The 23,888-nt window shown below is 68.7% G+C and carries 21 protein-coding genes; 12 read left to right on the plus strand and 9 right to left on the minus strand.

Translation table 11 applies throughout. From position 1 onward, the window contains the following. Positions 1-221: 221 nt before the first annotated feature. From QWY84_RS11200 to QWY84_RS11210, 3 genes are read right to left on the minus strand one after another with little or no spacing between them, the layout of a single operon-like run. Entirely contained in the window at positions 222-1,988 is a 1,767-nt protein-coding gene (locus QWY84_RS11200) for a sodium:solute symporter family protein (RefSeq protein ID WP_290202755.1), read from the minus strand. A gap of 12 nt (positions 1,989-2,000) precedes the next feature. Further along, entirely contained in the window at positions 2,001-2,273 is a 273-nt protein-coding gene (locus QWY84_RS11205; RefSeq protein WP_290202757.1) for a DUF4212 domain-containing protein, read from the minus strand. 39 nt (positions 2,274-2,312) lie between these two features. Beyond that, positions 2,313-4,259 (minus strand): putative nucleotidyltransferase substrate binding domain-containing protein, encoded by a 1,947-nt coding sequence (locus QWY84_RS11210; RefSeq protein ID WP_353959889.1) that lies wholly within the window; start codon positions 4,257-4,259, stop codon positions 2,313-2,315. A 254-nt stretch (positions 4,260-4,513) separates the two neighbouring features. Between QWY84_RS11210 and modA the strand changes: the two genes are divergently transcribed. The 7 genes from modA (at position 4,514) to QWY84_RS11245 (ending at position 10,679) form a co-directional block, all read left to right on the plus strand. After that, complete coding sequence (gene modA, locus QWY84_RS11215) at positions 4,514-5,302, plus strand: molybdate ABC transporter substrate-binding protein (protein ID WP_290202758.1); 789 nt, start codon at positions 4,514-4,516, stop codon at positions 5,300-5,302. A 170-nt stretch (positions 5,303-5,472) separates the two neighbouring features. Then, positions 5,473-6,558 carry an ABC transporter substrate-binding protein gene (locus QWY84_RS11220; protein WP_290202760.1) on the plus strand — a complete coding sequence of 362 codons (1,086 nt, stop codon included), beginning with the start codon at positions 5,473-5,475 and terminating at the stop codon, positions 6,556-6,558. Next, entirely contained in the window at positions 6,559-7,341 is a 783-nt protein-coding gene (locus QWY84_RS11225) for an ABC transporter ATP-binding protein (RefSeq protein WP_290202762.1), read from the plus strand. It abuts the gene before it with no gap. Continuing rightward, positions 7,338-8,099, plus strand: coding sequence for an ABC transporter permease (locus QWY84_RS11230; RefSeq protein WP_290202764.1), 762 nt, complete (start codon positions 7,338-7,340; stop codon positions 8,097-8,099). Before QWY84_RS11225 ends, QWY84_RS11230 begins: the two co-directional genes overlap by 4 nt. Then, complete coding sequence (locus tag QWY84_RS11235) at positions 8,099-8,497, plus strand: iron-sulfur cluster assembly scaffold protein (protein ID WP_290202765.1); 399 nt, start codon at positions 8,099-8,101, stop codon at positions 8,495-8,497. Before QWY84_RS11230 ends, QWY84_RS11235 begins: the two co-directional genes overlap by 1 nt. After that, the gene (locus tag QWY84_RS11240; RefSeq protein WP_290202767.1) at positions 8,494-8,832 is read left to right on the plus strand and encodes a SaoD/DsrE family protein; all 339 of its coding nucleotides are present in this window, start codon (positions 8,494-8,496) and stop codon (positions 8,830-8,832) included. Before QWY84_RS11235 ends, QWY84_RS11240 begins: the two co-directional genes overlap by 4 nt. A gap of 188 nt (positions 8,833-9,020) precedes the next feature. Next, the gene (locus QWY84_RS11245) at positions 9,021-10,679 is read left to right on the plus strand and encodes a putative bifunctional diguanylate cyclase/phosphodiesterase (protein WP_290202768.1); all 1,659 of its coding nucleotides are present in this window, start codon (positions 9,021-9,023) and stop codon (positions 10,677-10,679) included. Here the strand turns inward: QWY84_RS11245 and QWY84_RS11250 are convergent. Both QWY84_RS11250 and QWY84_RS11255 read right to left on the minus strand, forming a co-directional pair. Beyond that, positions 10,672-11,616, minus strand: coding sequence for a hypothetical protein (locus QWY84_RS11250; RefSeq protein WP_290202770.1), 945 nt, complete (start codon positions 11,614-11,616; stop codon positions 10,672-10,674). The genes QWY84_RS11245 and QWY84_RS11250 overlap by 8 nt on opposite strands. After that, complete coding sequence (locus QWY84_RS11255; protein WP_290202771.1) at positions 11,609-13,996, minus strand: bifunctional diguanylate cyclase/phosphodiesterase; 2,388 nt, start codon at positions 13,994-13,996, stop codon at positions 11,609-11,611. Before QWY84_RS11255 ends, QWY84_RS11250 begins: the two co-directional genes overlap by 8 nt. A 235-nt stretch (positions 13,997-14,231) precedes the next feature. Between QWY84_RS11255 and QWY84_RS11260 the strand changes: the two genes are divergently transcribed. Further along, positions 14,232-15,083, plus strand: coding sequence for an SDR family NAD(P)-dependent oxidoreductase (locus tag QWY84_RS11260; protein ID WP_290202772.1), 852 nt, complete (start codon positions 14,232-14,234; stop codon positions 15,081-15,083). A gap of 4 nt (positions 15,084-15,087) precedes the next feature. Here QWY84_RS11260 and QWY84_RS11265 read toward each other — a convergent pair whose 3' ends face one another. Then, complete coding sequence (locus QWY84_RS11265) at positions 15,088-16,173, minus strand: GGDEF domain-containing protein (protein ID WP_290202773.1); 1,086 nt, start codon at positions 16,171-16,173, stop codon at positions 15,088-15,090. Positions 16,174-16,296: 123 nt separating this feature from the next. Beyond that, positions 16,297-17,166, minus strand: coding sequence for an alpha/beta fold hydrolase (locus QWY84_RS11270; protein WP_290202774.1), 870 nt, complete (start codon positions 17,164-17,166; stop codon positions 16,297-16,299). Positions 17,167-17,314: 148 nt separating this feature from the next. On the opposite strand from QWY84_RS11270, the gene QWY84_RS11275 reads away from it, so the two are divergent. Both QWY84_RS11275 and QWY84_RS11280 read left to right on the plus strand, forming a co-directional pair. Further along, a complete protein-coding gene (locus tag QWY84_RS11275; RefSeq protein WP_290202776.1) occupies positions 17,315-18,061 on the plus strand; it encodes an SDR family oxidoreductase in 747 nt (248 codons plus the stop codon). A gap of 41 nt (positions 18,062-18,102) precedes the next feature. Then, positions 18,103-18,756: a glutathione S-transferase family protein gene (locus QWY84_RS11280; protein WP_290202779.1), complete on the plus strand. Its 654-nt coding sequence runs from the start codon at positions 18,103-18,105 to the stop codon at positions 18,754-18,756. Between the two features lie 23 nt (positions 18,757-18,779). Here the strand turns inward: QWY84_RS11280 and QWY84_RS11285 are convergent, their stop codons facing one another. Then, a complete protein-coding gene (locus QWY84_RS11285; RefSeq protein WP_290202781.1) occupies positions 18,780-19,505 on the minus strand; it encodes a pseudouridine synthase in 726 nt (241 codons plus the stop codon). Between the two features lie 173 nt (positions 19,506-19,678). Between QWY84_RS11285 and QWY84_RS11290 the strand changes: the two genes are divergently transcribed. Further along, positions 19,679-21,553 carry a putative bifunctional diguanylate cyclase/phosphodiesterase gene (locus QWY84_RS11290; RefSeq protein ID WP_290202783.1) on the plus strand — a complete coding sequence of 625 codons (1,875 nt, stop codon included), beginning with the start codon at positions 19,679-19,681 and terminating at the stop codon, positions 21,551-21,553. A 251-nt stretch (positions 21,554-21,804) separates the two neighbouring features. Next, positions 21,805-22,983 carry a BaiN/RdsA family NAD(P)/FAD-dependent oxidoreductase gene (locus tag QWY84_RS11295; protein ID WP_290202784.1) on the plus strand — a complete coding sequence of 393 codons (1,179 nt, stop codon included), beginning with the start codon at positions 21,805-21,807 and terminating at the stop codon, positions 22,981-22,983. Between the two features lie 115 nt (positions 22,984-23,098). On the opposite strand, the gene QWY84_RS11300 is transcribed toward QWY84_RS11295, so the two are convergent. Beyond that, a complete protein-coding gene (locus QWY84_RS11300; protein ID WP_290202786.1) occupies positions 23,099-23,881 on the minus strand; it encodes an enoyl-CoA hydratase-related protein in 783 nt (260 codons plus the stop codon). Between the last annotated feature and the right edge of the window lie 7 nt (positions 23,882-23,888).

The following is a 23,888-nucleotide window of genomic DNA, read 5'->3' on the forward strand; positions in this document are numbered from 1 at the left end:
GGCCGGAATCGCTGCCGCTGCCCGGGACGCTGCCCGGGCTACTTCGTCGGTCGAGCGACACGCTTCGATGATCGGTACCAGTCCGGGCATGTTTGCACCCACAAAAAAGGCCCGCCGGTGGCGGGCCTTCAACTCGACTGCTTCCCCGAGGGCGGGGGCCGCGGGCCACATCATGCCATCGTAGCACTCGCGGCTGCCCCGCTCGCGGGGTGTGCCCGGCCTCAGTCGGCCCGCGGCACGCGCACGCTCTCCACCAGCTTCTGGATGTCGGCCGGCGGCGGCGTGGTCATCTTCGCGACGGCGAACGCCACGATGAAGTTCACGGCCGCACCGACGGCACCGAAGGAGCCGGTGTTGATGCCGAGCAGCCAGTATTCCGCCGTGTCCGGCAGCATGTTGGTGCCCGGGAAGAAGAACCACCCCTTGTACGTGAAGATGTACAGCAGGGTGACACCCAGGCCCGCGAGCATGCCGGCGATGGCGCCTTCCCGGTTCATCTTCCGGTAGAAGATGCCCATCATCAGGGTCGGGAAGATACTGGCCGCGGCGAAGCCGAAGGCCAGGGCCACCACCTCCGCGGCAAAGCCCGGCGGATTCAGCCCGAGGTAGCCGGCGAACAGGATCGCCGCCCCCATGCTGATGCGCGCCGCCATCATCTCGCCCTGCTCGGAGACGTCCGGCTTGATCACGCCCTTGATCAGGTCGTGGGAGATGGCCGACGAAATGGCGAGCAACAGGCCGGCCGCCGTGGACAGCGCTGCGGCGATGCCGCCGGCCGCCACCAGTGCGATCACCCAGTTGGGCAGCTGGGCGATGCCCGGCGTGGCGAGCACCATGATGTCGCGGTCCAGCTTGGTGACCTCGTTGCCCTCCCAGCCGTACTCCTGCTCGGCCATCTGGGCGAACTCTTCATTGCCGTCGTTGTAGTACTGGATGTGGCCGTCATCGTTCTTGTCCGTGAACTCCAGCAGGCCGGTCTCTTCCCAGCGGTCCGTCCAGGCCGGCAGGTTCTCGACCGCCACGTTGCCCTCCGGGGCGCCGACTTCACCGGGCTGCATGGTGTTGATGAAGTTCCACATGGACATCGCGCCCACCGCCGGAGCCGTGAGGTAGAGGATGGCGATGAACACCAGGGCCCAGCCGGCGGACTTGCGTGCGTCCCGGATCCGCGGGACGGTGAAGAACCGCACGATGACGTGGGGCAGGCCCGCCGTGCCGATCATCAGCGACAGCGTCAGCATGAACATGTTGGTCATGCTCATGCCGCGGACCTCGGTGTAGGGCTGGAAGCCCAGATCCACCAGGGTCTCGTCCAGGGCCTGCAGCAGGTACTGGTTCTCGCCCACGAGCGTGGAGCCGAGGCCCAGCTGCGGCAGCGGGTTGCCGGTGAGCTGGAAGGAGATGAACAGCGCCGGCACCGTGTAGGCGAAGATCATCACGCAGTACTGGGCGATCTGGGTATACGTGATGCCCTTCATGCCCCCGAACACGGCGTAGATGAACACGATCACCATGCCCGAGATCAGGCCGATGGTCAGCGGCACGTTCAGGATGTTGGAGAACGCGATGCCGACGCCGCGCATCTGCCCGATGACGTAGGTGATGGAGATCACCAGCAGGGAGATGACCGCGATGACGCGGGCGGTCTTGGAATAGAAACGGTCCCCGATGAATTCCGGCACCGTGAACTTGCCGAACTTGCGCAGGTACGGTGCCAGAAGAAGCGCCATGAGCACGTAGCCGCCGGTCCAGCCCATGAGATAGGCCCCGCCGGTGTACCCGAGGAAGGCGATGAGGCCGGCCATGGAGATGAAGCTGGCCGCCGACATCCAGTCGGCCGCGGTGGCCATGCCGTTGAGGACGGGATTGACCCCCTTGCCGGCGACGTAGAACTCGCTGGTGCTTCCGGTGCGGGCCCAGATCGCGATGCCGATGTAAAGGGCAAAGGTCAGGCCCACAACAATGATGCTGAGTACTTGTAAGCTCATTTTTTGTGCCCCTTACTGTTCGTCGACCTCGAATTCCCGGTCAAGCTTGTTCATACGCCAGGCGTAGAAAAAGATGATGATCAGGAACGTGATGATGGAACCCTGCTGGGCGAACCAGAAGCCCAGGGGATAGCCACCGATCTGGATCGCGTTGAGTGCAGGGGCAAGCAGAATGCCCAGCCCGTACGAAACGATCGCCCATACGGCCAGGCAACCCCCGATGATCTTGAGGTTTCGTCGCCAGTACTCGTTTCGTCGTTCCTGTAACTGATTCGGATCCGACATGGTTCTCCTCCTGCATCAGTCTCGCTGTTATGGATGGATTCAGAGCTGATAATCCGTTTCGATCTTGTTCTGTAGCGTTCTCGCTTCTCGAAAGGCCTCCTTTAGAATGCGCCGGTCCAGGTCGTTGAGCTCGTCGGGGTCCACGCGGTTGCTCAGGGGCTCACCGGCGGCCCGTTGTTCCTGATTCTTGCGCATGCGCAGCATCTGGATGTAATCGTACGCGTCCGACCATGCGTCGACATCCCCGGGGTCCACGACCCGTGCGTCGGCCGCCATGCGCAGGCGGTCCATGGTGTTGGTGGCCGGCAACCGATGGGCCAGCGCCAGCAGCCGCGCCGCGTCCACGAACGGCGTGACGCCGTTGAGCTTGAGGTTGAGCGTGTTGCGGTACTCGCCGCGGGAGCTGGTGCGGAACGACCGGAACAGCCCCAGGGGCGGCCGCAGCTGCAGCGCATTGGCGGCCATCTGACGGCGGAACCGGCTGTTGCGGGCGGTGCGGTCGAGCAGCCAGTAGCGCAGCTGCTCGACGTCGTCCGGGGCGCCGTCGATGGCGCGGAAATCGAAGAAAATGGACGCCTGGAGGAGATGCTCGGGCGTGCCCTGGTCGATCCAGCGGGTAAAGCGGCCCTGCCACTCCTCGAAGCTCAAGCAGCAGTCGGGGTTGCTGGCCATGATATTTCCCGGGCACAGGGGATAGCCGCATGCGTCCAGGGCCTCGTTGATCCGCCGCAGCATCGGGGTGAGCGCCTCGCGTACCGCGGCGGGCGTCGTCTCCGCCGGTGTCCGGAAGATCACGCCGTTGTCCTGGTCGGTCTTGAGGGTCTGTTCCCTGCGCGCCTCGCTGCCGAAGGCGATCCAGGTAAAGGGGATCTCGGGCAGATCCGCGGTGGCCTGCATGCAGATCTCGATGACCCGGCGGGTGATCTGGTCGTTGATCATGGTGATGATTTGCGTGATCTGGCCCACCCGTACGCCCTGGGCGATCATCTGGTCGACGAGCTGGTGGACATCCGGGCGAAGCTGGGACAGGGCCTCGATGGAATCCGCCCGGGCGATGGTCTTGCTCAGGTTGACCAGCCCCACGCGCTGCATGGAGAAGAGGTCCCGCTCGGAGATCACGCCCACGAGCCGTCCACGGTCGACGACGCACACGTGGTGGATCGCGTGCTGCGCCATGACCATGGCGGCCTCGAAGGCGAAGCTGGAGCGGGGCAGGCAGATCGGCGACGGCGTCATCACGGCGTCCATGCGGGTGCCGAGATCGAGCCCGGGCAGCGACACGCGGGTGAGCAGGTCGCGCAGGGTGAAGACCCCCAGGGGCTGCTGGCGCTCGTCGGTGACCACGATGCTGCCCACGTGGTTGTCCTGCATCGCCTGCAGCGCTTCGTGCACGGCGGTGTCGGCCCGGCAGGTGACCGGCGGCCGGCGCAGGCGGTCACCCAGCGTGATGTTCAGCGAGGTATCCCCGCCCAGCCCGCGCAGGGCGTCGGCCTGGACCTCGCGCTTCATGCTGTTCAGCAGCGTGGACAGGCGATGGGAGCAGAACTCGTTGAATACGGTCGACTGCTCGAGGAGCGTGTTGAAGTCCGACCATTCCAGTTCCAGGCAGTCGGTGTCCTCCGCGGCCTCGTGCACCGTGCGCACGGGGCGCCGTGACAGCAGCGCGCCCACCGGGAAGCACTCGCCCGGCAGCAGCTCCCAGCTGTCCCCGCTGCGGTCATCGCCGGTCGCGGATTGCCCGGCAGCGCCGCCGCCGCGGACCCGTCCGCGGTGGATGATGAACAGCCGCGACGCCGGGCCGCTGTCGGGCGTGACGATGCGCGTGCCCCGGGAGTAGTGCACCCATTCCAGGCGCATGGCGACGTCCTGCACGGACTCGCGGCCCATGCGGTCGAATGGCGGGTGACGACGCAGGAAATCGACGACGCTCGCCACGTCGTCGAGCGGCTCGCTGCGCTCACTGGTGTCGGGGCTTCTCCTCGTCACGGCGTTCTCTGGTGCCGCTTGGTTGTGTCGTCAATCATGCACATCCGGTGCCAGATTTTGTTTATCGTAAAATCATGCAGTTAAAGGATAGCAGGGTTGCCCATATGTTACCCGAGGTAACAGTCTGTGGCGCAAGGTAACGAAATGCGTCACACCGTCGGGCAGGGACGACAGCTGCCGGGCCTTGGCCCCGGAGCCGCCGCAGGGCACTATCGGCGGAAGCGAGGAATCCGCTGGCGGGGATCGCGATGCGCATGGTGTATGTTCGATGTCTCCTGCGGCTGGCCGGCGGTGTCGCGCTGGCCGGGGTTCTGCTGTCCGGAGCGTATGGGCAGGAAGGCATACGGGTCGCGGCGGACGCGAGCCTCAAGGGCGTCATGCCGGAGCTCGTCGCGGCCTTCGAGGGCGAGGGCGGCGAGACGGTACGCGCCTCGTTCGCCTCGTCGGCCTACCTCTCGGCGGAGATCGCCGCGGGCGCGCCCTATACAGTCTTCCTGGCCGCCGGGGCGTCCGGTGTCGAGCGGCTGGTGGAGGCGGAGGTCGCGGACAATACGGGCGAGGTCTTCGCGGGAGCCCGCCTCGTCATGTACGTACGTCGAGGTGCACCGATCCGGGCGGGAGCCGGAACGGCCGGGCTGGCGGACGCCCTGCGTGGACAGCGCCTGGGTCACGTGGCCATGGCCGACCCGGCGGTATCCGAGTACGGACGCCGCTCCCGGGACATCCTGCAGGCCGCCGGGCTCTGGGCCGAGATCCGGGGTCACATGCGCATGGCCGATCACGTGGCGCACGCCGCCCGGATGGTCTCCGGCGGGCCTGCACAGGCGGCCCTCTTGCCGGCACCCATGGCCGGGGGAGCCGAAATGGGACGCCATGGGCGAGCGACGCAGCTGCCCGCGGGCACGCATGAGCCCGTAGCACTGCACGCGGCCCTGCTGGTCGACGGCGATGACCATCCGGCCGCGGCCTTCCGGGACTTTCTCCGCACGGAGCGGGCCCAGGCCGTACTGGAGCGGCACGGCTTCCTTTTGCCGCCACTGTAATGCGGTCCGTATCATGCGGGATGGGGGCCGGCATATTCCCGTTGACTCTAAATAAAGGGGAATCCGTTATTTTTTCGTTTTAACGCCGATTGCTAGTCTTTCATGTATGCAAGGACCGGCAGCGCTGCGCGTCGGGCGCGGCAGCACCGGACCCGGTCCCGGAGGGTGCGATGACCGAATTCGAGACCAACTGCTGCGGTACGGGCCGGCCCGCTGCGGGGCCCGTGGAGGAGCTCCACGTCAGCCGGGGCATCAACCGCCGCAGCGTGCTGAAGGGCATGGCTGCGACGGCGGGCCTGAGCATGGTGTCCGGGTGGTCGGGCCTGGCCATGGCCAACGACCTGACCAAGGTGCGGCTGGCTTTCTGCAGCCAGCTCCTGTGCGTCGTCCCCTACGAGGCCACCCGTGCGGCGGGCTTTTTCGCCGAGGAGGGCCTGGACGTGGAGCTGGTCTACACGCGCGGCGGCAGCGCGGCGCTACAGGCGCTCAACGGCGGCGCCGTGGATTACGCGGCCACGTCGTTCGATGCGGCGCTCAACGCCTACGCCAACGGCGCCGAGATCGTCCGCTTCGCCACCACCGGGCGCCTGCCGCTGTTCGCGCTGGTGACCTCGCCGGAGACCGGCGAGACGATCACCTCGGTGTCCGAACTCCAGGGGCGGACCATCGGCGTCGCCGCCCTGGGGACGGCCGATCACGCCCTCGCCCTTTTCCTCCTGCGGGAGGCGGGGGTGGACCCGGATACCGTCCAGTTCGCGACCCTGGGCACGAACCTGTTCCACGCCCTGCGGCTCGGCCAGGTGGACGCCGGCATGGTCCAGGAACCCAGCCTGTCCATGCTCACGGAGCAGGGCGCGAACCTGCTGTTCAATGCCATGGACCTGGAGGACGCCGAGGCCTATTTCGGTGGCGCCTACGAGTTCATGGGCGTGTCCGTCCGCCGTGACGAGCGCGAGCAGCGCATGGAAGAGATGCGGGCGCTGGCGCGCGCGCTGCGGAAGGGGCTGGCGTACACCCGCGAAGCACCCGTCGAGGATCTGGTCGAGGCCCTGCCGGACGAGCTGGTCGCCGGCGGCGATATCGAGCGGCTCAAGGGCGCGCTCAGCCGGTACCGGGAGTCGCTGTACCCCACCGAGGTGCAGATCGACCTAGACGCGGCCCAGCGGGTCGTGGACGCCCAGGTGCAGGCGGAGATCCTGGAGTCGCCAGTGGATCTCGATGCCATCATGGATACATCCATCCTGGGGACGTCATAAATGCTGCACATTCGGGAGCTGTCACTGGCCTTCGGCAAGGGCGCCGTTCCCGTGCTGGAAGGCCTCAGCCTGGATCTGCAGGCCGGGGAGTTCATGAGCCTCATCGGGCCGTCCGGCTGTGGCAAGAGTACGCTGCTGCGGGCCATCACGGGGTTGCAGAAGCCCAGCGCCGGGGCCGTGTCGCTGGATGTCTCGCCGGACGAGGTGGCGTTCCTGTTCCAGGACGACGCGCTGCTGCCCTGGCGTTCCGTGCGCGACAACGTGGCCCTGGGGCTGCGCAACCGCGGCACGCGCAAGGCGCAAGCGCGACGCGAGGCGGACGGCTGGCTGGCGGCCGTGGGCCTGGAAGGCTATGGCGACCGCTGGCCCCGCCAGCTTTCGGGAGGGCAGCGCAAGCGCGTGGCCATCGCACAGTGCCTGGCGCTTCGCCCGCGCGTGCTGCTGATGGACGAGCCCTTTGCTTCCCTGGACGCCATCGTCCGGCACTACCTCACCGAGGACCTGATGAGCTGGGTGGAGCGCGAGAACCTGACCGTGCTCATGGTGACGCATGACCTGGAAGAGGCCATTGCGCTGTCCGACCGCGTGCTGCTCATGGGCAACGGGCCGCGGGCGCGGATCAAGGGGCATTTCCAGGTTCCCCTGTCGCGGCCGCGGGATCTCGTCGGCGTGCGGACCGAGCCCGCGTTCCGGGATCTCGCACGCGACCTGTGGTCGGCGCTTTCGGAGGAAGTCGGCCCCATGAGCTCCACGCGCCCCGATCTCAAGGTGGTGAACGAATGAGCATGAAATGGCTCGGCGTCTATGCCCGGCGGGCGCTCGCACTGGCGGTGGTTCTGGCGATCTGGGAGTCCCTCGCCGCCAACGGGTATGTCGACCCGTTCTACATGCCGCCGCCCAGCGCCATCGGCGCCATCGTCGTGGACCAGTTCGCCAGCGGTGATATCTGGCCTCACTTGCAGGCGACCTTCGGCGCCGCGCTTCTCGGACTGGCGCTGGGGATTCTCTTCGGCATCTTCCTGGGGTTCGTCGCGGCGCTGATCCCGTACCTGGCCGAGCTTCTGGAGCCGGTGATGGCCATGCTCAATGCCATTCCGCGGGTGATCCTGGCGCCGCTTTTCATCATCTGGCTGGGCATCGGCATCGGCTCGAAGGTCGCGCTGTCGTTCATCCTCGTGGTGGTGCTGACCTTTTTCGCGGTCTACAACGGCATCCGGGACGTCGACCAGCGCCTGGTGGAGCGCGTGCGCACCCTGGGCGGCGGTCGGCTCGTGCTGGTGCGCGAGGTCTACATCCCCTCGGTGGTCGCCTGGGTCATGGGCAATCTCAAGGTGGCCGTGGGGTTCGCATTCACCGGCGCGGTGGTCGGCGAGTTCGTCGCGGCCAGCCGGGGTTTGGGCTATCTGCTGTCGTACGCCCAGAGCACCTATAACGCCAGCCTGACCATGGCGCTGATCTTCCTGGTCATGGTGTTCGTCCTGTTCCTGTTCACCCTCGCGGGCATGCTCGAGCGGTACCTGCTCCGGTGGAAGGGCTCGTAGTGTCCCGTGCCGCGGCAAGCGTCAGTACGTGCTTCGATGCCGGGTGGCGGCGCCAGCGCGAGCCGGAGCTGCCGTACGCGGGTGAAGCCGTGGTTGCCGCCGACGGCCTCTGGGCGCGCTTCAGCCTTTCCCCCGGCGACGGCGTCATCGAGCAGGCCGGTTTCCGCGCCGCCAGCTGCGTGACGCTGGTGGCCTACTGCGAGCTTCTCTGCCGCATGATCACGGGAGAGCCGATGGCGGCGGCGGAGACGCTGTCGCCGCAGGTGCTGGTGGACCAGCTGCCCGGCGTGCCGCCCGTGAAGCAGGACCGCGCGGTGCTGGCGGTCGCGGCGCTGCGCGGGGCCGCGTCCCTGCTCAAGGGTCAACAAGCCTGTCATTCCATGGAGGAGCGGTCATGAAAGTCGCCTACATCTTTGCCACCCAGCGGCATAACGTCTCCTACGTGCTCGCCCGGATGATCCTGCCGCAGCTGGAGGAGAAGCGGCACGGGGCGGACGTCGTCGGCATGTTCTTCTTCGAGGACAACAACTACGTCCTTGTCGACGGCAACCCCATCGGTGAACGACTGGTCAAGGTGGCGCGGGAGCAGGGGATCCAGCTGATGGGCTGCGACCAGTGCTGCTATGAGCGCGAGATCGCCGACCGCCTGTTCAGCGGTGTGCCGATCGGCTGCTTCCCCGACCTCTACGGCGCCCTTGCCGGCAATATGCCCGATCAGGTGATTACTCTGTAGCCTCCCGGATTGCGGATCGCCGAGGGATTTGCAAGGCTATCCCCGGGTGCGTTGCGCCGGTGTGCGTGACAATCAAGCGAACGGTAGCTGTCATCGGCACCAGCATAAGGGATTCTTGCATGGCCGCAGGGGGGCACGGGTGGCCCGGTACCGGCCAACGTTCCGTTCGGTACGGGGGGCTGGAATCGTTGACGCGCAAGCGCGTCACGAGCTTCTTGCTCATTGCCCTCGGGCTGGCCGTGGCCGTCGTCCTGGTCGTGCGTGACGGCGGCACGCCCTCGGCATATGCCCATTTCGCATACGCTCCCGTGGCTCTGGCGGCCTTTCGCTTTCGCGGGCTGGGCGGGTTCGTCACCGGCCTGCTGGGCGGCGCGGCCGTCGGGCCCGTCGCCGAGCTGGTGGTTTCCGGAACCATGCTGACTGTGCCCGCCCAGTATGTCTCCTGGAGCGTGCGCGCGAGCTGGATGGCCGTGATCGGTGTCACGCTCGGCCATCTGTTCGAGCATGCCCGCCGGCAGGCCGGCATCCTGGACTGGTATCGCTTCACCGACCGCGGAACGGAACTGCCCAACCTGGTGGGCGTGCGCCGGCAGCTGGCCTTGCGGCTGGAGGAAGCGCCGGGCGTGGAGCGGATTGTCGTCGTGGTGAAGATCACCAACTACGATCATCTGCTTGCCACCTTCGGCTACGAGGGCTCGGATCAGGTCGTGCGCGGGCTCGGGCAGCAGCTGCGCGTCAAGCTGCCCGCGGAAGCCATCGTCGGGCGCACGGGGAACGACGAGCTCGTGGTCGTGGAGCCGGTGGGTCCGGAGATCGCGACAACGCAGTTACCGCCGGTGTTGCGCGAGTTGACCGGGTCAAGCTTGTACGGCGGCCACATCCACGCGTACGTGGAAACGGCGCTCGGCGTTATGCGCATGCGCGCCGATGCCGTCGATTCGGAAGCACCCTTCGTGCAGGCGGCAGTCGCCGCGGCGCGGGCGCACGAGGAGGGGGCCGGGGTTGCGTACTACGAAGAAGAACGCGAGCAGGTCCGGCGCGACGGCATCCACCTGCTGAGCGAGCTGCCGGGGGCCCTGGAGCGCGAGGAGATCGTGCTGGTCTACCAGCCCAAGCTGTGCCTGCAAACGGGCCGGTTCGTCGGCGTCGAGGCCCTGGCACGCTGGCAGCATCCCGTGCGGGGGTGGCTGGCACCGGGCGCCTTTATCCCGCTGGTCGAGCAAACCGGCATGATCGGGGCGCTGACCGCGCATGTCCTCGAGCGCGCCATCCGGCAGACGCGCCTGTGGCATGACCAGGGCCTGGCCGTATCCGTGTCGGTGAACATCTCCACGCGGAACCTGACCAGCGGCTCGCTGCTGCAGCACATCACCGATCTGCTGGAAGAAACCGGGCTTGCGCCGGAGGCGCTGGAGCTGGAGATCACCGAGACGGCCCTGATGGATGTCTACCGTGCCCACCTGGATCAGCTCGCCCGCCTGCGCGAGCAAGGGGTACGCGTTGCCATCGACGATTTCGGCACCGGTTACGCTTCGCTGGCCTACGTGCGTGATCTGCCGCTGGATACGCTGAAGCTCGACAAGTCCTTTATCCGTTCGGCGCCGGAGCAGCGGCGGGAACGGCAGATCCTGCGGCGCATGATCGACATGGCCAAGGATCTCGACCTGCAGGTGGTCGGGGAGGGGGTCGAGGACGCCGAGACCCTGGCGCTGCTCATGGAGCTCGGCGTGGACCAGGCCCAGGGCTATCACATGGCCTATCCCCTGGCAGCGGACGACGTTCGCCCCCTGTTGCTGCAGTCGTGGTCCGGCTCCGGTCCGGCGCAGCGGATCTCGCCCTCTACCTGATCTCCCCGCCGTGTTCCGGGTGGGCGCCGAAGACGGGTGCGAACCACAGCTCGTCCCGCTCCAGCGGCGTTGCGGCGGGCAGGTTCGGGTTGCGCAGTCGGATGATGCGGGCCTGCCCCCGCCGCAGGGTCGTCAGGGCCGGTGCCGTCGCCGGGTGCCGCTCCATCAGGCGCGTAAAGCTGCCATCCGCCAGGGCGCGCTCGAGCCCGATGCGGATGCGCAGCGCCAGGGTGTGGTCCCCGGGTGCGACGAAGAAGTAGCTGGGTGCGCGATAGACCAGTAACAGATCCCGGTAGGGTTCCAGGCCGTAGCGCTCGTAGATCCGGGTTTCGGCGGCGAGCTCCTGGATGCCGCGCGGCAGGTAGTGGAAACGGCCCCGCGCCAGCATCGCGAACAGGCTCTGGTAGTTCGTGGCCGTCGTGACCGGGACCCCGTTATGGCGCAGTATCATGGTGTCCGGCCAGTCCTGGAGCTGGCCGGCGCGCATGTCCCGAAGGTCCGGCAGGGTGGAGACTCCGTCCAGGAGCCCGGCGCCCCCGGCCCGGATCACGGGTACCCGAACCCCCAGCAGGCCCCGGGCCAGCGGAATGCGGATGGGGACGAGCTTTTCCTCCCGGGCGCGGTTGGTCATCGTCCACAGCACGTCGATGTACCGCCCGTCCCTCAGCTCGCGGATGGCCCGGTTCTGGGACATGCGCAGATCGATCTCGAGGAGGTTGAACGGGCCGAAGTCGTCCTCGGTGCGTGACAGGGCCAGCTCGAGGAGCTGGATCGCGTAGTCGTCGCGTCGGTCTTCCCCGGAGTCCGGCGGCTGGTGCCGAACCAGTGCCGGCGTGAGGGCAAGGACGGGGGCGGGTACGGCAATCGCGGCAACCAGGAGCAGGGCGGCGGCACGCCCCGTCAGAATGCGTATCGGTCCCGGGCGTGGCTTAGTCATGGTCCGCCCGGTCCTCGCGGTGCGGGCCATCGCCCATCGGGCCCGGCCGGGCGCAGTAGAATCCCTGGGCGAACTCGCAATCCACGCCGAGCAGGAAGGCCATCTCGTCGGCATGTTCAACGCCTTCGGCGACCACCCGTAGTCCGAGATTGTGCGCCAGGGAGATAATGGCGCGCACGAGCTGGGCATCCCCGGCGTCGTGCAGGATGTCCCGGATGAACGAGCGGTCGATCTTGAGTACGTCCACCTGCAGGCGCTTGAGGTAGCTCAGGGACGAGTAGCCGGTGCCGAAGTCGTCGACGACCAGCTCCACGCCCACGCTCTCCAGGCGATGCAGGGCCTCGCCGGCATACGCAACGTCCCCCAGGAAGACACGCTCGGTGAGCTCGATCTGCAAAGCCGCCGCGGGGATTCCGGTGGCATGCAGCGCCGCGGCCACGGCGTCCGGGAAGCGCGTGTCGGCAAGTTGCCGCGGTGACACGTTCACTGCCAGCTGAAGGGTCTCGTTGCCGGGCCGGCGCCGCAGTTCGGCCAGCGTCTGCAGGCCCTGGTGCAGGACCCACTCGCCGATGGGGACGATCAGGCCGTTGTCCTCGGCCAGGCCGATGAACTCGTCGGGGGGAACCAGACCGTGCTGCGGGTGCTGCCAGCGCAGCAGTGCCTCCAGGGCGACCGTCCGTTCGTCCGAGACCCTGACAATGGGCTGGTAGTGCAGCAGCAGCTCGCCGTTGGCCAGTGCGCGGTGGAGGTCGGCGTCCAGGGTCAGGCGGCGGCGCGTCTCCAGGCTGTCGCCTTCCCGGAAGACACCGACGCGGCGCATGGCCTCGCGCTTCACGGCGGACAGCGTCGCATCCGCGGCACGCAGCAGGTCCGGCACCCGTTGCCCGGCCCCGGGGCACAGCGCCGCCCCTGCCTTGACCGACAGGACCAGCGGCTGGTCGTCCACGAAACGGATCTCGCGGAGGGCGTCGAGGAGTCCCTCGAGGCGCCCGCGCAGCTCCTCTGGGTCCCATGCACCCGGAACCACCAGCATGAACTCGTCGTTGCCGAAGCGCCCGACCTGCCAGTCCGTGTCAATGCTCCCGCGCAGGCGCGCCGCCACGGCCCGCAGGACGCGATCTCCGCCATCGGGCCCGAGGCTCTCGTTGATGGTCTTGAAATGATCGATATCGAGAAGAACCACGGCGCAGGGCGTCGTCCCGCTGCTGCCGATCATCGTCGCCAGGAACTGCTGCAGGAGCTGCCGGTTGGGCAGGCCCGTGAGCGTATCGAAGTGCATCTGGTGGTCGAGCCGTTCCTCCACCGTCCGCAGCTGGGTCACGTCCTCGAACACCGCGATGTACTGGATGCCCCCGGTGCCCGGCACGGGGCGCACGGTTGCCCGTCCCCACCGGTAATGGCCGTCGCCGCGCCGGAAACGCACCTCCCCCTGCCATTCGTGGCCCGCCTGGACGGTCTCCCACGGGTCCGGCTCACCCTCGGCGACGGCGAGTCGGGTGTACAGCCATCCGTCGTCGCCGAAGCACGGCTGCCCGTGGCACTCGGCAACCGATATTCCGCTGAGCAGCTCGAATCGGGGGTTGGCGTAGTCGAGGCGGCCGTCGCGGTCGAGGATCAGTACCCCGGCCGGTGACTGCTCCAGCGCGTACGACAGCAGCCGGTGCCGGCGTTCCGCGCTCCGGCGCGCCGCCATGTCCTCGGCCATGCGGGCGGTTGCATAGTTCATGGAGCTGGCCATCTCGTCGAGCTCGTCCGGGCGCAGGCAACCGCCGGCCGGGCGGGCCAGGGCCACGGGCTGGTCCAGGCGGTCCAGGCGCAGGGCCCGGGCGAACGCGGCCAGCGTCTGCAGGTGGCGGATGACCAGCCAGTAGATCAGGGCCAGAAGCAGCAGGGAGACCACGAACGTCTTCGCCGCCTGGGTCGCGAGGATGGTCACCAGACGGTCCCAGATGCGCGCGTGGATCCCGGCCAGGGAGGCCGTCACGCGGACGCGGCCGAGCTCGTGCCGGACGCCGTCGTTGGTGCGGTGACGCACCGGAATGATCATCGTGCGTCGATACGGGTAGTCGCTCGGGCTGCCCACCTGCATGCGGAGATCACCGGTGAGCGTGACGGTCTCCACGTGGGGCAGGCTCTGCAGGCCCCGGAGCTGCAGATGGAGCTGTCTCTCGTCCAGGGCCCAGAGGCTTGCCCCGAGGGTTCCGGCGAAGCTGGCGCGTGCGTCGGCGAGCCCCTGTTCCAGCGAATCCAGATCGCGCCGGTACTCCGCATACAGCTGTACGACCGTGACCAGGCAGGTGACCACGGAGCTGACGAGCACGATGGCAACCACCACTCTCGTGCTGAGCCGGCGGTGCCGTAGCCATCGCGGTAACCGCATGCGCATCCATCCTTGCGGCTGCGTTTGTGCGCGTCCATGCACCGTGACGCGTGGCGGGCACATTGGCCGCGAAGTTCCCTTTCGATCGTTCGAGTCAATATGCGGTTAGCATCCCCAATTCGGTACACGGATGCAATGGCCCGGCGGGTGGTTCGCCGTGGCATGATGGCAAGGGCCGTGCTGCGGTTCCGGGGATCCGTGGCAGCGAGCGACAATGCCGGAGAGGAGAAGGCCCATGGATCAGTTTCAAGGCCGCGTGGCCGTGGTTACCGGGGGAGGCAGCGGACTCGGACGCGAGCTCGCGCTGTGCTGCGCGCGCCGCGGCATGACGGTAGCTCTCGGTGACGTGGACGAGCCGGGAATGGCCGAGACGGCCCGCCTGATCGGCGAGGAACGACCGGAGGCGGCATGCACGGCGCACCGTGTCGATGTCTCCGATGCCGAGGCAATGGAGGCGTTCGCCGATGCCGTCTGGCGCCGGCACGGCGGCGTGCACCTGCTGTTCAACAATGCCGGCGTGGCGGTCAACGGCCCGCTGTGGGAGCACACCACGGCGGACTGGCAATGGCTGCTCGGTGTCAATCTCCACGGCGTGGCCTGGGGCATCCGCGCATTCGTGCCGCGCATGATCGCCCAGGGCACGGGCTACGTGGTGAACACCGCGTCTGCGGCCGGCTGGGTGAGCGCACCCGGGAGCGGTATCTACAACGCCAGCAAGAGTGCCGTGGTCGCCCTGTCCGAGACCCTTGCCCTGGATCTTCGGGATGCCGGCGCGGATATCGGCGTGAGCGTCGTCTCGCCCGCGTTCTTTCCCACGCCCATCGCGGAGTCGGAGCGCAACCGCCCGCCGGAGCTGGCCGATACGGCGCCCATGTCCGAGGCCCGGCGGCGCCGCAGCGAGGAGCTCAGGTACGCCGTGCAGCACGGCCGCATCCCCGCCGGCGATATCGCCCGCATGACCCTGGAGGCGGTCGAGCAGCGGCGCTTCTACGTATTCCCGCACGGCAGGATCAAGGAGCTCGTCCGTGCCCGGGCGGAGGCCGTTGCCCGGGAGGACGATGTCTTCGACACCCTGGCCGGCCGCTGAGGCATCACGGCGATGGGTCCGTGTCCGCGACGACGCGGTCGCGGCCGGACCGCTTGGCCCGGAGAAGCGCCCGGTCCGCCCGGACGGTCAGGGCATGCGGGGTGTCCCCGGGCTGCAGGGTGGCGACGCCGATACTGATGGACAGGTGACGATCGGCGTCGCTGCTCCAGCAATGGGGTGTCGCCGCGCGAAGCCGCTCCGCGGCGGCCCGCGCAGCGGCGAGATCCTGGCCGTGGAGCAGGATCAGGAATTCCTCGCCGCCCCAACGAGCCACCGCGTCTTCCTCGCGCATGGAGGTGCGGAGCAGCCGGGATAGCGCCTTGAGCATCTCGTCGCCGGTATCGTGGCCCAGGGTGTCGTTGATCTCCTTGAACCGGTCGATGTCGGCGAGGAGGACACTGTGGGTGCCGCCGGCCGCCACCGTCTCCCGCAGCCGGTCATCCATGCTGCGGCGGTTCAGCAGCCCCGTGAGCGGATCGGTGGCGGCCAGGCGTTCCAGGCGATCGCGGGCGCGCCCCAGCATGCTGTCCGCGTTGTCCACCGCCACCGCGTAGAAGAGGATGAAGACGCTCATGCCCGTGGCGACGGAGATGACATTGGCCGCGTTCAGCCAGGGCACGAACCACTGCGGTACCGCCACGGCCGCCGGCTCGCCGGTGTAGGCCGCGGCGAGCGCGGCGTAGAAGAGCGTGCACAGCAGCACCAGCAGGCACCGCTGGCCGAGACTCAGCGCGGTCAGGAACGCCAGCAGCGGGATCAGGATCAGCGGGTAGAAATGGAATCCGGCCTGCCAGCCCAGGTAGTGCGTGGCCAGCCATGCATGGGCAAGGACCTCCAGCGCGGCGGGCAGCACGGTCCACCGCGTCTCCAGATGCGGCACGGCGAGGATCAGGCCCGCATACAGCAGGAGGCTGCCGAGGTTGAACCCGATCAGCACGGGAACCTGCAGCCACCAGAACAGACCCAGGAACACCGCGTGGGCGACGGCCCCGAACAGGAGGATCGGGCGCAGCACCCGCCCGAAACGCCAGCGGCCGGGGTCGTCGGCCAGGCGCTCGGCGTGGTTTGCTGCCTCGGGTCGGGCTGTCATGGTCGCCTTCTCCCCCGGGGGGCGTGTCCTTAGGACACTAACGCACCGCCGTCGCGCACGCCCAGTGTTCCCGGAACGTGACGGCCGCGGTGCGCGAATGCGCCGCCGGCCCGAACCGGGATGTCATGGTTCCAGGAAGGCCGCTACATGGCCGGCGACCTCGTCCGGCCGCTCCTCCTGGAGGAAATGCCCCGCGTCCACGGATTCGACACGGATGGACCGGAAGCAGTCCTCCACGTGGGCGAGAAACTCCGGTATCACCACCCTGTCGCGGTTGCCGTGGACGTACAGGCACGGCATGGGAAAGACGTGGCCGGCGAGAGACTGCCAGCGTTGCTGGTCGTCGCCCATGGTGCGGTAGTAGCTGGCCCCGGTTCGCGGCGTGCCGGGAATGCGGTAGCAGCGCACGTATTCCCGGAACGCATCATCCGGGAACGGCCTGCCGCCCGAGCCGCGCAGGAAGGCGCCGAGCCAGTCGGCCTCGCTGCCGGGTATCATCGCCTCGGCGAGGCCGGGGTGCTGCTGGAAGTGCTGGTACCACTGGTGCCGGGCGCCGCGCGCGCGGATGGCGGCCACCGCCTCGGCATTTCCCCGGGCATTCGGGATGATGCTGATGTTCATGATGACCAGGCGCCGGATGCGCCCGGGTGCGGCGATGGCCATCTCCTGGGCGACGATGCCGCCCCAGTCGTGGCCGATGAGCTGAAAGTCCCCGACGCCCAGGGCGTCGACCAGGGCCAGCATGTCGGCGGCCAGGGCGTCCTTGCGGAAGGCATCCTGCGCCCCGTCGCGGGTGCTGTCGCCGAGCCCGCGCAAGTCCGGTGCGATGAACCGGTAATGCTGCGGTAACCGGCCGGTGACAGGCTGCCAGCACCACGAGCTCTCGGGCCAGCCGTGCAGCAGAACCACCGGCTGCCCGTCCGGGGCGCCCGCCTCCCGGTAGGCGAACGTTCCGGAGCCGGTGGTAACGAAGCGCGGTTCGGACAGATGCACGTTGGAACCCTTCCCGCAAGCATGACCGTGACAGCGGCAGCATACCCGGTTGTCGTTCGTCGCGGGAACCACGAGGGAAGGTTTCCCGCCGCATGAACGGGGCTGTATGCTCCGGGAACGATATTTCCGGATCCACGGGGCGGAGCGGATGCGACGTACAGTACTGATTACCGGCGCCAGTTCCGGACTGGGCTGGGGCATGGCCCTGGAGTTCGCGGCACGGGGCTACGACCTGGCGCTGTGCGCCCGCAGGGCGGAGCGCCTGGAAGCGCTGCGCCAGGAGCTGGAAGTCGAGAACCCCGGCTCCCGGGTGGAGATCGAGCAGCTGGACGTCCGGGATCCGGATGCCGTGTTCAACGTGTTCCGCAGCTTTCGCGACGCCTTCGGCGGTCTCGACCGGGTCATCGTCAACGCCGGCATCGGCAAGGGGCAGCCCCTGGGTACGGGCTATGCCCATGCCAACCGCGAGACCGCGGAGACGAACTTCGTCGCCGCGCTGACGCAGTGCGAGGCGGCGCTGGAGATCTTCCGCGCGCAGGACGCCGGTCACCTGGTGGTCATGTCGTCCGTGGGCGGCTTCCGCGGGCTGCCCGGCAGCATGGCCACCTACGCCGCCACCAAGGCCGGCATCGCGTCGCTGGCCGAGGGCGTGCGCATCGAGCTGCGCGGCTCGCCCATCCGGGTGAGCACGATTTTCCCCGGCTATATCCGCTCGGCCATCAACGAGGACCTCCGCCGGACGCCGTTCATCGTCGACGCGGAGACCGGCTGCCGGCTGCTGGTGCGCGCCATCGAGAGGGAACCGGAGACAGCCTGCGTGCCCGCCTGGCCCTGGGCGCCCATCGGCTGGCTACTGCGCAACCTGCCGCGCTCCCTGGCGGCGCGGATGGTCTAGTGTCCTGTAACCTTCCCAGAAATCCTGTCAGGAGACGATTCATGCTCAAGCTGTACGGATTCGCGGTCAGCAACTACTACAACGTGGCCAAGACGGCCCTGCTGGAGAAGGAGCTGCCGTTCGAGGAGGTCACCGCGTGGACGCCCCTGGGCGACGACCTCCTGGGCAAGAGCCCCATGGGCAAGGTGCCCTTCCTGGAGACGGACGAGGGCGTGTTCACGGAGGCCCAGGTGATCCTCGAGTACCTGGAGGAGTCCACGCCCCGGCCCGCGCTGCTTCCCGACACGGCCGTCGCCCGGGCCAAGGCGCGGGAGATCGCCCGGGTGATCGAGCTCTACATGGAGCTGCCGGCGCGGCGGCTGTACCCGGAGGCGTTCTTCGGCGGCTCGGTGAGCGAGGAAACCCGCCGCGACGCCGGCATCGTCCTGGCGCGGGGCGCCCGGGCGCTGGCGTCGCTGGCGCGGTTCGACGGTCCGCTGGACGGCCGCGCGTTCGGGCAGGCGGATATCGTCGCCATCAATCACCTGCCGCTGCTCCGCGACGCCGGGCGCAAGGTCCTGGATGTGGACGTCTACGACAGCCTGCCCGGGGTCAAGGAGTACCTCGCGGAGATGCGCAGCCGCGCGTCCGTCAGCCAGGTGCTTTCCGACCAGAAGGAAGCCATGGCGGCGTTCCTGCAGAACCGGGGCAAGTGATCCCGCCGCGGGAACCGCGGGTATCAGTCGGCTTCCGCGTCCGGGACGGCCGGCCAGCCCAGGGCCCGGACGACGTCGGTGAACGCGCCGGGCAGCGGCGCGGTGATGGTCACGGTGTCGCCATGGCGCGGGTGCGGAAGCTCCAGCGAGCGGGCCATGAGCATGAGCCGGCGGATGCCGAAGTGCTCCCGGAACGCGCGGTTCTGGTGGCCGTCGCCGTGGGTGGTGTCGCCGATGATCGGGTGGCGGATGTGGGCGAAATGGCGCCGCAGCTGGTGCAGCCGGCCGGTCAGCGGTTCGGCGCGCATCAGGGAGTAGCGGGCGGTGGCGTAGGGGCCGGCGGGGAAGGGGGCTTCCGCGGTGCGCAGCCTCCGGTACCGCGTCACCGCCGGCTGCGCCGGCTTGTGCCGCGCCTTGCGTACGGGGTAGTCGATCGTCCCCCCGGCCTCGGTGTGGCCACGCACCAGGGCGAGGTAGCGCTTGGCCACGCGACCGTCGTCGAACGCGGCCTGCAGGGCGCGGGTGGTCTCGGCGGTGAACGCGAACAGCAGTACGCCCGACGCCGGCCGGTCCAGGCGATGGACCGGGTTGACCCGGCGGCCGATCTGGTCGCGCAGGCGCTGCAGCACGGCGTCGTTGTCCGTGGACAGGTGGGTGCGGTGCACCAGGAGCCCTGAGGGCTTGTCCACCGCGATCAGGTCGTCGTCGCGGTAAAGGATGTCCAGCGGTTCGCCAGCCGATGTCGTCATGGCGACCCAGTCTACCGCAAGCGCGACCCTGGCGGTTGTCGGGCTCTGCGGCATTCTGCGATACAGCCCACACTTCCGTCCCCCGGTCGTTCGGTAGAATTCAGCGAGCCACCCGTCCGCCCGGGGACGATTGCCCGGCGAGGCAGGTACGCTGCAGGACGCAAACAACCCGCATGAGACGGCATACCTACATGGGTCCGGATTCGTTCAGCCCGGCTACAGGCACGGAAACCGAGGCAAGTCGCGTGCGCGAGCTCCTCTCGCGGGAGATGCTGGATGCGCGGCCGGAGCAGCATTTCGACCAGTACACGCAGCTGGTGGCCGACGTGCTCGAGGCCCCGGTGGCGTTCATCTCGGTGCTCGACCACGACGAGCTGCGGCTGAAGTCCCGCGTCGGCGTGGAGCAGGAAAGCATTCCGCGCGAGCAGGCGTTCTGCGACATCACCCTGCGGGTCGGTTACCTGGAGATCCCGGACATGCGCGCCGACGAGCGTTTCCGGGAGCACCCGCTGGTCGCCGGCGACCGGGCGATCCGCTTCTACGCCGGCACGGTTCTGCGCGGCCCCGAGGGCGACGCCGTCGGCACGCTGTGCGTCATGGACCACCGGCCGCGGACGCTGGGCGAATCGGGCAAGCAGCGGCTGCAGGCGTTTGCCGCCCTGGTGGAGCAGGAGCTCCATTTCAGCACGCGGATCACCGAGGCCCGGCGCAAGATCGAGCGCACGGCCCTGTGGGACCCGGTGACCGGACTGCCGCGCCGCAGTGTCGTCGTCGAGCTGCTGGAGCGCGCGATCGCCCGGGCGCGTCACGGCGATGAGCTGATCGCCGTCGCCCATATCCGCTTCCCGCGCTACGACGAGGTCATGGGGGTCTACGGCCGGGAGGTCCTGGACTACACCACGGAGCTGATCAGCGAGCGGGTGCGTTTCGCCCTGGAGCCGGGGGATCATCTCGGCCGGCCCGAGGAGGAGACGCTGGTGGCCGTGGTGACCGGGCTGGCCGGCGAGACGGAAGCGATGCGCCGCATGCACGCCCTGTGCGACGTGCTCCGGGAGCCGTACCAGATCAGCGGCGGCTCCCGCGAAGTGGTCGTGGCGTTCGGCGTCAGTGTCTTCCCGGGCGACGGCCAGGACACCGATACCCTGCTGGATCGGGCGCGCCTGGCCTCGCGCCGGGCGGAGTCCACCGGCGAGCAGGCCCCGGTGTTCTTCAGCGGCGCCATCAACCGGGAGGTATCGCGCCGGGACCGCATTGCGCGCCGCTTCGGCGGGGCGCTGGAGCGGGAGCAGATCGAGCTGCACTACCAGCCCGTGCTCTCGACACGGAGCGGGCAGGTGGTGGGCTGCGAGGCGCTGGCCCGCTGGAGCTGCCCGCAGCTCGGCCGGGTCAGTCCCGCGGAGTTCATTCCGGTGGTGGAGCACGACCCCGGGCTGTCCCGGCGGCTGACGCACTACGTGCTGGCGGCCGCCTGCCGCCAGGCGGCGGCGTGGCGGCAGCGGCTGCACCAGCGCTTCTGGATCAGCGTCAATGTCTCCGGCCGCGAGCTGCATGACCCGCAGCTGTCGGATACGATCGAAGAGCTTCTGCGCAGGCACGGCCTGCCGCCGGATGCGCTGGTCATCGAGCTCACCGAGCAAAGCATGATCGGCGACATGACCACGGCGATCCGGATCATGGAGCAGTTGCGCCGGATCGGGGTGCGCTGTGCCGTGGACGATTTCGGAACCGGGTACTCGTCCCTGAACTACCTCCGCCAGCTGCCGCTGGACAAGCTCAAGATCGACCGCACCTTCGTGGACGGGCTGCAGCAGAGCCGCGTCGGTCGCGAGGTGGTCAGCGCCATCATCAACATCGGTCACGCGCTGAACATGACGGTCGTGGCCGAAGGCGTGGAGACCCCGGACCAGGTACAGGTCCTCTGCGACCTCCTCTGCGACGAGGTCCAGGGCTTCCTGATGCGCCCCGCAGTGCCCGCCGGCGAGCTCGAGGCCATGATCGCGCAAGGTCTGGCCATCCCCTGGGCCTGGGAGGAGAGGGACGGCAGCTGAAGTAGGCCGCCGCGCTCCGTCGGCGGCCGCTGCCTTTGTCGTCCGGCCCGTTATTCCCTATTCTTGCGTCTTCCCGCGGGTGCAAGCGCCTGCTTTGATTCCGCTTCTCGACCGCCGAGGCCTGGCTGCATGCGCAGTTCCCGCGCGACAACGGCCGATGACGTACCGCACCGGGGCTTGCGGATCATCGGCTGCCCGCTGCCGAACAGGCCGGAGCTCGGCGGGCGCGCGGCGGAGTCGGGGGAGCCGGCATGAGCGACTACGACGTGATCGTCATCGGCGGGGGCGCGGCCGGGCTGTTCTGCGCCGCCCTGGCCGGCCAGCGCGGGCGGCGCGTCCTGGTGATCGAGCACACCAGCAAGGTGGGCCGGAAGATCCTCATGTCCGGCGGCGGCCGCTGCAACTTCACCAACATGGAATCGGGGCCGGAGCATTTCCTCTCGGCCAACCCGCACTTCCACAAGTCGGCCCTGAGCCGGTACACGCCCTGGGATTTCATCGCCCTGGTGGCGTCCTACGGTATCGCCTATCACGAGAAGAAGCTCGGCCAGCTCTTCTGTGACGGCAAGGCGCGGCAGATCGTCGACCTGCTCCTGGATCAGTGCGCCGCCGGTGGCGTGACGGTGACCACCGGCTGCAGCGTCGCCTCGGTGGCCGGCGACGGCCCCTTCCGGGTGCAGACCAGTCACGGTGCGTTCGAGTCGGAATCCCTGGTGGTGGCCACCGGCGGACTGTCGATCCCGCGCATGGGCGCGACGGACTTCGGCCACCGGCTCGCCCGGGAATACGGGCTGGGGATCCGGCCCACGCGCCCGGCGCTGGTGCCCCTGATCTTCGACGATGCGGACCGGGCGCGTTTCGTCGAGCTGGCCGGAATTTCGGCGGACGCGGAGGTGCAGGCCGGCGGTGCCGCGTTCCGCGAGAACATTCTGTTCACGCACCGGGGGTTGAGCGGCCCCGCGATCCTCCAGGCGTCGTCCTACTGGAGCGCCGGGGAACCGGTGCATGTCGATCTGGACCCGGATGGCGCCCTGACCGAGCGGCTCCGGGCCGGCAGAAGGGAGGGTGCGCGCGCCCGCGCCCGCACCCTGGTCGCCGGACACCTCACCCGGCGCCTGGCCCACCACTGGTTCAGCGACGGCGATCTCCCCGACGGCCCGGTGGGCAACCTGTCGGAGCCGGCGCTGGAGACGCTCGCTGCGGCCTGCCGGGACTGGTCCGTGCGGCCGGCGGGCACCGAGGGCTATGCCACGGCCGAGGTGACCCTGGGTGGCGTGGATACCGACGAGCTGTCCTCGCGCAGCATGGCCTGCCGGCGGATCCCGGGGCTGTTCTTCATCGGTGAGGTGGTGGACGTTACCGGCCACCTGGGAGGGCACAACTTCCAGTGGGCCTGGGCGTCGGCCCACGCGGCGGCGGAGCACGTCTGAAGGATCAGGTTCGCTGGCCGCGCCGCGCGCCGCGCGCCGAGCCCGGTGCGGGTTGCTCATCCGCTCCGGCCATGGCGCCACGGGTCATGGCGCCAGCGATCGGACGACAGAGCGGTCAGCGGTTGCGGAACGCCGGCGGGCGTTTCTCGATGAACGCGTTCACCCCCTCGGTCCGGTCCTCGGTGGCAAAGCAGGTCTGGAACATCCGGCGCTCGAACAGCAGGCCGCTGGACAGCGGCATCTCGAAGGCCTGGTTGATGGATTCCTTGATCAGCTGCGTGCTCGTGCTCGAGTGCGCCGCAATCCGCTGCGCGGTGGCCAGGGCATCGGCGTGCAGCCTCCCGGCGGACGTGGTGTAGGCCACCAGCCCGGCCTGCAGGGCCTCCTCGGCGTCCATCAGCCGGCCCGTGAGGCACAGCTCCATGGCCCGCGCCTTGCCTACCGCGCGCGCCATGCGCTGGGTGCCGCCGGCCCCCGGCATGATCGCCAGCTTGACCTCGGGCTGGCCGAAACGCGCCGTGTCGGCGGCGACGATGAAGTCGCAGCTCATGGCCAGCTCGCAGCCGCCGCCCAGGCAGTACCCGGCCACTGCGGCGACGACCGGCTTGCGGTAGTCCTTGAGGACCGTCCAGCCGGACGCGGAGAACGGGAAATCGTCCTGGATCGCCTCGACGCAGTTCAGGTGCGCCATGTCCTTGATGTCGGCGCCGGCGGCGAACGCCTTCTCGCCGCCGGTGATGAGCACCGCGTTGATCGTGTCGTCCGCCGCGAATGCGGTCAGGGCGGTGCCGACCTCCTCCATCAAGCCCGCGCACAGGGCGTTCATCGCGTCCGGGCGGTTGAGGTTGATCTCGCCGACGCTGCCGTGGGTGGAAACGACGATGTACTCGTAGCCCATGGGCACC

It is taken from the genome of Aquisalimonas lutea, assembly GCF_030409225.1.
Classification (GTDB): domain Bacteria; phylum Pseudomonadota; class Gammaproteobacteria; order Nitrococcales; family Aquisalimonadaceae; genus Aquisalimonas; species Aquisalimonas lutea.

Excerpts from the sequence above, each read along its gene's own strand:
- QWY84_RS11200 (WP_290202755.1), bottom strand. The coding sequence starts at position 1,988 with ATGAGCTTACAAGTACTCAGCATCATTGTTGTGGGCCTGACCTTTGCC.
- QWY84_RS11205 (WP_290202757.1), bottom strand. The coding sequence starts at position 2,273 with ATGTCGGATCCGAATCAGTTACAGGAACGACGAAACGAGTACTGGCGA.
- modA (WP_290202758.1), top strand. The coding sequence starts at position 4,514 with ATGGTGTATGTTCGATGTCTCCTGCGGCTGGCCGGCGGTGTCGCGCTG.
- QWY84_RS11220 (WP_290202760.1), top strand. The coding sequence starts at position 5,473 with ATGACCGAATTCGAGACCAACTGCTGCGGTACGGGCCGGCCCGCTGCG.
- QWY84_RS11225 (WP_290202762.1), top strand. The coding sequence starts at position 6,559 with ATGCTGCACATTCGGGAGCTGTCACTGGCCTTCGGCAAGGGCGCCGTT.
- QWY84_RS11230 (WP_290202764.1), top strand. The coding sequence starts at position 7,338 with ATGAGCATGAAATGGCTCGGCGTCTATGCCCGGCGGGCGCTCGCACTG.
- QWY84_RS11240 (WP_290202767.1), top strand. The coding sequence starts at position 8,494 with ATGAAAGTCGCCTACATCTTTGCCACCCAGCGGCATAACGTCTCCTAC.
- QWY84_RS11250 (WP_290202770.1), bottom strand. The coding sequence starts at position 11,616 with ATGACTAAGCCACGCCCGGGACCGATACGCATTCTGACGGGGCGTGCC.
- QWY84_RS11255 (WP_290202771.1), bottom strand. The coding sequence starts at position 13,996 with ATGCGGTTACCGCGATGGCTACGGCACCGCCGGCTCAGCACGAGAGTG.
- QWY84_RS11260 (WP_290202772.1), top strand. The coding sequence starts at position 14,232 with ATGGATCAGTTTCAAGGCCGCGTGGCCGTGGTTACCGGGGGAGGCAGC.
- QWY84_RS11265 (WP_290202773.1), bottom strand. The coding sequence starts at position 16,173 with ATGACAGCCCGACCCGAGGCAGCAAACCACGCCGAGCGCCTGGCCGAC.
- QWY84_RS11275 (WP_290202776.1), top strand. The coding sequence starts at position 17,315 with ATGCGACGTACAGTACTGATTACCGGCGCCAGTTCCGGACTGGGCTGG.
- QWY84_RS11280 (WP_290202779.1), top strand. The coding sequence starts at position 18,103 with ATGCTCAAGCTGTACGGATTCGCGGTCAGCAACTACTACAACGTGGCC.
- QWY84_RS11285 (WP_290202781.1), bottom strand. The coding sequence starts at position 19,505 with ATGACGACATCGGCTGGCGAACCGCTGGACATCCTTTACCGCGACGAC.
- QWY84_RS11290 (WP_290202783.1), top strand. The coding sequence starts at position 19,679 with ATGAGACGGCATACCTACATGGGTCCGGATTCGTTCAGCCCGGCTACA.
- QWY84_RS11295 (WP_290202784.1), top strand. The coding sequence starts at position 21,805 with ATGAGCGACTACGACGTGATCGTCATCGGCGGGGGCGCGGCCGGGCTG.
- QWY84_RS11300 (WP_290202786.1), bottom strand. The coding sequence starts at position 23,881 with ATGGGCTACGAGTACATCGTCGTTTCCACCCACGGCAGCGTCGGCGAG.